Annotated in this window: 6 protein-coding genes; 1 reads left to right on the forward strand and 5 read right to left on the reverse strand. The window is 54.2% G+C overall.

Features of this window, described 5'->3' with window-relative positions; genetic code table 11:
• Positions 1 to 146 precede the first annotated feature (146 nt).
• The 5 genes from tsaA to metN form a co-directional block, all read right to left on the reverse strand.
• On the reverse strand, positions 147 to 854 hold the full coding sequence (tsaA, locus tag KHQ28_RS04935; protein ID WP_002889441.1) for a tRNA (N6-threonylcarbamoyladenosine(37)-N6)-methyltransferase TrmO: 708 nt from the start codon (positions 852 to 854) through the stop codon (positions 147 to 149).
• A complete protein-coding gene (gene rcsF / locus KHQ28_RS04940; RefSeq protein ID WP_002889443.1) occupies positions 851 to 1258 on the reverse strand; it encodes an Rcs stress response system protein RcsF in 408 nt (135 codons plus the stop codon). The genes tsaA and rcsF overlap by 4 nt, the downstream gene beginning before the upstream one ends.
• A 107-nt stretch (positions 1259 to 1365) precedes the next feature.
• Positions 1366 to 2181 (reverse strand): methionine ABC transporter substrate-binding lipoprotein MetQ, encoded by an 816-nt coding sequence (gene metQ, locus KHQ28_RS04945; RefSeq protein WP_002889445.1) that lies wholly within the window; start codon positions 2179 to 2181, stop codon positions 1366 to 1368.
• Positions 2182 to 2224: 43 nt separating this feature from the next.
• Positions 2225 to 2878 carry a methionine ABC transporter permease MetI gene (locus KHQ28_RS04950; protein WP_002889448.1) on the reverse strand — a complete coding sequence of 218 codons (654 nt, stop codon included), beginning with the start codon at positions 2876 to 2878 and terminating at the stop codon, positions 2225 to 2227.
• Entirely contained in the window at positions 2871 to 3902 is a 1032-nt protein-coding gene (metN, locus tag KHQ28_RS04955; RefSeq protein WP_002889450.1) for a methionine ABC transporter ATP-binding protein MetN, read from the reverse strand. The genes KHQ28_RS04950 and metN overlap by 8 nt, the downstream gene beginning before the upstream one ends.
• Positions 3903 to 4090: 188 nt before the next feature.
• Here metN and gmhB point away from each other — a divergent pair, with 188 nt between their 5' ends.
• A complete protein-coding gene (gmhB, locus tag KHQ28_RS04960) occupies positions 4091 to 4657 on the forward strand; it encodes a D-glycero-beta-D-manno-heptose 1,7-bisphosphate 7-phosphatase (protein ID WP_002889452.1) in 567 nt (188 codons plus the stop codon).
• Positions 4658 to 4831 lie beyond the last annotated feature (174 nt).

Raw genomic sequence — 4831 nt, forward strand, 5'->3', positions numbered from 1 at the left:
TCAGAGTGGAGAGCAGATATTGGCTAGTACGCATGTTGTAACGGTTCCAGTTAAACGAGCGGAACAGGCTGGTTGCCCAGCCTGAAACAAAAAAAGTGGTTTAGTTTACCAGTGTGGCAAAGATGCCAAAAGAGAGGAAAATAAAATTAGCGCGCTTCGAGGGCAAAGACTTCAAAACCGGAAGCAGTCACCCGCCAGCGGACGTTGAAATCCAGCAGCCAGACGGCATACGTTTTTCCCGCTTGTTCCTCTTTTCGGTAGGCCGGACGCGGATCCTGCGCCAGCACCTCGCGGATAAACGCTTTGATATGTGGGTAACGTTTTTCCAGCGTGAGTAACTGTGCGTCTATTTCCGGCGTAAAGCTGACGTTCATACCCGCCAGCGGCGCCTGCTGTGCATAGCTGGCGCTGGCGTCCGGCAGGGCTTCGGCGAAAGGAAGATACGGTTTGATATCAACCACCGGCGTCCCGTCGACGAGATCGAGGCTGCCGAGTTCCAGTATTACCTGATCTTTCTGACAGCGAATGCCCTTGAGCTCAACGAGCGACATGCCGATGGGATTAGGGCGAAACGTTGAACGGGTGGCGAAGACGCCCATCCGCGCATTGCCGCCCAGTCGGGGAGGTCGCACCGTCGGACGCCAACCGCCTTCCATTGTCTGATGAAACACAAACAGGATCCACAGATGGCTGAAGCTCTCCAGGCCACGCACGGCGTCGGCCTGGTTATAGGGCGCGACCAGATGGAGTTCTCCGCCGCCGTGTTTCACCAGGCCTGGCTGGCGAGGAACGGCAAACTTCTCTTTATACGGCGAACGGATGACGCCTATTTGCGCGAACTGAAATGCGCTCATTGCGCCGAGACGTTAAGCGCTGAACCCAGGCAAACGGCCTGACGGTAGCAGCCTGGCGTACCGCTGGTCACTTCGCAGCGGTGAAGCAGGACGGCATTGGCTTTCATACGCGCGGCATTAATTTGCAGGCGCTTGCGCGCGGTGGGGATATTCGGCGGAGAATCCTGATTCGAAGCCTGGCAGGACTCGCCAGATACTTCACCCAGATCGCGGAACGGTTTACCAACCAGCTCTGACGCATCGGTGTAAATACGTACTGGGGCCGGGCGGGTGGCGCGCGGTTTGCTCGGCTCAGATTTAACCGGCGGGGTTGCAGTGCTTTGAGCAGGCTCAACGGGAGATCTGCTTAGCATGGAACAACCGCTTAACATGAGTGCTAACAAACAGATCGGTAAAGCACGCATAGTATTTCCTCAATGAATAAAAAACAGGGCGTTATTGAATCAGGTGCTTGCATAAATGACAAGACGGGCGTGAAGCCCGTCCTGAATGATATTACGGTGAGAAAAGATTACCAGCCTTTCACGGCACCGCCGTTAAAGATCTTGTTCGCTGCTTCGTAAACTTCATCGCTCTGGTAAGCCTGAACGAATTTTTTCACATTCTCAGCATCTTTATTGTCTTCACGCGCCACAATCAGGTTCACGTAAGGAGACTCTTTACCTTCAACAAAGATGCCGTCTTTCGCCGGGGTCAGGCCAATCTGGCTGGCGTAAGTGGTGTTGATAACGGCCAGCGCAATCTGCGCATCGTCCAGGGAACGCGGCAGCTGCGGCGCCTCCAGTTCAACAATCTTCAGGTTTTTCGGGTTCTCGACGATGTCCAGCGAGGTCGGCAGCAGGCCCACGCCGTCTTTCAGTTTAATCAGACCTACCTGCTGCAGCAGCAGCAGGGAACGACCGAGGTTAGTCGGATCGTTAGGGACGGCGATCTGCGAGCCCGGCTGCAGTTCGTCCAGCGATTTGATTTTCTTCGAATAACCCGCGATCGGGTAGACGAAGGTGTTACCGACAGCCACCAGCTTATAGCCGCGGTCTTTAATCTGCTGATCGAGATACGGTTTATGCTGGAAGGCGTTCACGTCGATATCGCCTTTGCTCAGCGCTTCGTTCGGCAGAACGTAATCGTTGAAGGTCACCAGTTCTACGTCAAGGCCATACTTCTCTTTTGCTACTTTCTGTGCAACTTCAGCGACCTGCTGTTCCGCCCCGACGATAACGCCGACTTTAATATGATTCGGATCTTTTTCATCCTGACCGCAACCCACCAGCGCCAGAGAACCGATTAACGCGCCAACTGCCGCAAAAGTTTTGAAATTAAAGGCCATGTTATTTCCTTCCTGTAAGAATGAGTGTTGTCTGCCAATAACGTTATTTGTGAGTCACAGCCCGGACGATGCGATCGCCAGAGAATTGAATTAAATAAACCAGAACAACCAGCAATACCAGTACGGTATTCATCACGGTGGCGTTATATCCAATATAGCCATACTGATAACCAATCTGACCCAGGCCACCGGCGCCCACCGCGCCGCCCATTGCGGAATAACCCACCAGCGTGATGAGCGTGATGGTGGCGGCGTTGACCAGACCCGGCAGCGCTTCAGGTAGCAGGACTTTGCGCACGATCTGCAGCGGCGTGGCGCCCATCGCGCGGGAGGCTTCAATAAGGCCGGTGGGGATTTCCAGCAGGGCGTTCTCCACCATGCGGGCGATAAACGGCGCGGCGCCAACTGTTAATGGCACAATCGCTGCCTGCAGGCCGATAGAGGTACCGACGATCACGCGGGTAAACGGAATCATCCAGACCAGCAGGATAATGAACGGGATGGAGCGGAAAATATTCACCAGCGCCGACAGCGTGCGGTACAGTTTGGCATTGGCGACGATTTGCCCCGGACGGGTCACGTACAGCAGCACGCCCACCGGCAGGCCGAGGACAAAACCGAAGAAACCAGAGACAAAAGTCATTGCCAGCGTTTCCCATACGCCGCGCAACAGCAGCCACATCATTGCCTCAGACATAACCCAATACCTCTACTTTTACATGATGTTCCTGCAGCCAGGCGATGGCCGCCTGAGTGTCTTCCTGTGTACCGTGCATTTCGGTGAGCATGATGCCGAACTTCACCCCGCCGGCATAATCCATCTGCGCGCTGATAATGTTGTTATTCACATTGAAGCGACGCGCGGTTTCAGAGAGCAGCGGCGCATCGACGGAGTGGCCGGTAAATTCCATGCGCAGCATCGGTACGCTATCCGCTGTGGCGGTAGGTTTCAGGCGCGCCTGATAGTCATCCGGAATATCGAGGTGCAGAGTGGACTGAATAAACTGCTGAGCCAGCGGCGTCTTCGGATGGGAGAAGACTTCGCTCACGGTGTCCTGCTCGATCAGTTGACCATTACTAATGACCGCCACGCAGTCGCAGATACGTTTAACCACGTCCATTTCATGGGTGATCAACAGAATGGTCAGCCCCAGACGACGGTTAATGTCTTTCAGCAGTTCGAGAATGGAACGGGTAGTGGCCGGATCCAGGGCGCTGGTGGCTTCATCGCACAGCAATACTTTAGGATTGCTGGCCAGCGCGCGGGCAATCGCCACGCGCTGTTTCTGGCCGCCGGAGAGGTTAGCCGGGTAGCTGTCGTGCTTATCACCCAGGCCGACAAGATCCAGCAGCTCCGTGACACGGCGTTTGATTTCAGCCTGCGGCGTGTTATCCAGCTCCAGGGGTAATGCCACGTTGCCGAAAACGGTCCGCGAGGCCAACAGGTTAAAATGCTGGAAAATCATGCCAATTTGACGGCGAGCGCGGGTTAGCTCTTTCTCCGACAGGGCAGTCAGTTCCTGACCGTCAACCTGTACGCTGCCCTCGGTCGGGCGCTCCAGCAGGTTCACGCAGCGAATCAGCGTACTTTTACCGGCGCCGGAGGCACCGATGACGCCGTAAATCTGTCCGGCAGGGACATGCAGGCTGACGTTATTCAGCGCCTGAATGCTGCGATTCCCCTGCTGGAATACTTTGGTGATATTGGAAAGTTTAATCATCAGTTATTTATTATCGTTTAGCCGTTTGCCGTGGCATTTTCTTCTGCCGTATCCAGGCGATGCCTGGCAATGAAATGGATGTTAAGGCATCCAGACGTCTAAATCAATCTGACTCTTTATAATGAGCACTTTCTTGCATGCGGAAACATGCGATACTAGCGGCACTAGTCTTTTTCAGGAGCAAACCGGTGGCAAAGTCAGTACCCGCAATTTTTCTCGACCGTGACGGCACTATTAATGTCGATCATGGCTACGTCCACGAAATCGACAATTTTGAATTTATCGATGGCGTCATTGACGCGATGCGCGAACTAAAAGAGATGGGCTACGCGCTGGTGCTGGTCACTAACCAGTCCGGTATTGCCCGCGGTAAATTTACCGAAGCCCAGTTTGAAACGCTGACCGAATGGATGGACTGGTCTCTGGCAGACCGCGGCGTCGACCTCGACGGTATCTACTATTGCCCGCATCACCCGCAGGGGGCGGTTGAGGAGTACCGTCAGACCTGTGATTGTCGTAAACCGCATCCGGGGATGCTGATTTCCGCCCGCGACTATCTGCATATCGATATGGCTGCTTCTTATATGGTAGGGGACAAACTGGAAGATATGCAGGCGGCAGCGGCTGCGGATGTCGGGACTAAAGTACTGGTGCGCACCGGTAAACCCCTGACTGAAGAAGCGGAAAAAGCGGCGGATTGGGTGCTAAATAGCCTGGCAGAGCTGCCGGCGGCGATTAAAAAGCAGCAAAAATAAGCGTTGCGTTTAAAAGATGAGCGGTTGAAATAAAATTGTATTTTTCCGCTTGTCATTCCCGGAGAGCTCCCTATAATGCGCCTCCATCGACACGGCGGATGTGAATCACTTCACACAAACAGCCGGTTCGGTTGCAGAGAAAAATCCTGAAAAAACGGGTTGACTCTGAAAGAG

Source organism: Klebsiella sp. 28, from assembly GCF_018223905.1.
Taxonomy (GTDB): Bacteria; Pseudomonadota; Gammaproteobacteria; order Enterobacterales; family Enterobacteriaceae; genus Klebsiella; species Klebsiella pneumoniae.

What these genes read in the sequence shown, in the direction of transcription:
- tsaA (WP_002889441.1), bottom strand. Translation starts at nt 854, where the DNA reads ATGAGCGCATTTCAGTTCGCGCAAATAGGCGTCATCCGTTCGCCGTAT.
- rcsF (WP_002889443.1), bottom strand. Translation starts at nt 1,258, where the DNA reads ATGCGTGCTTTACCGATCTGTTTGTTAGCACTCATGTTAAGCGGTTGT.
- metQ (WP_002889445.1), bottom strand. Translation starts at nt 2,181, where the DNA reads ATGGCCTTTAATTTCAAAACTTTTGCGGCAGTTGGCGCGTTAATCGGT.
- KHQ28_RS04950 (WP_002889448.1), bottom strand. Translation starts at nt 2,878, where the DNA reads ATGTCTGAGGCAATGATGTGGCTGCTGTTGCGCGGCGTATGGGAAACG.
- metN (WP_002889450.1), bottom strand. Translation starts at nt 3,902, where the DNA reads ATGATTAAACTTTCCAATATCACCAAAGTATTCCAGCAGGGGAATCGC.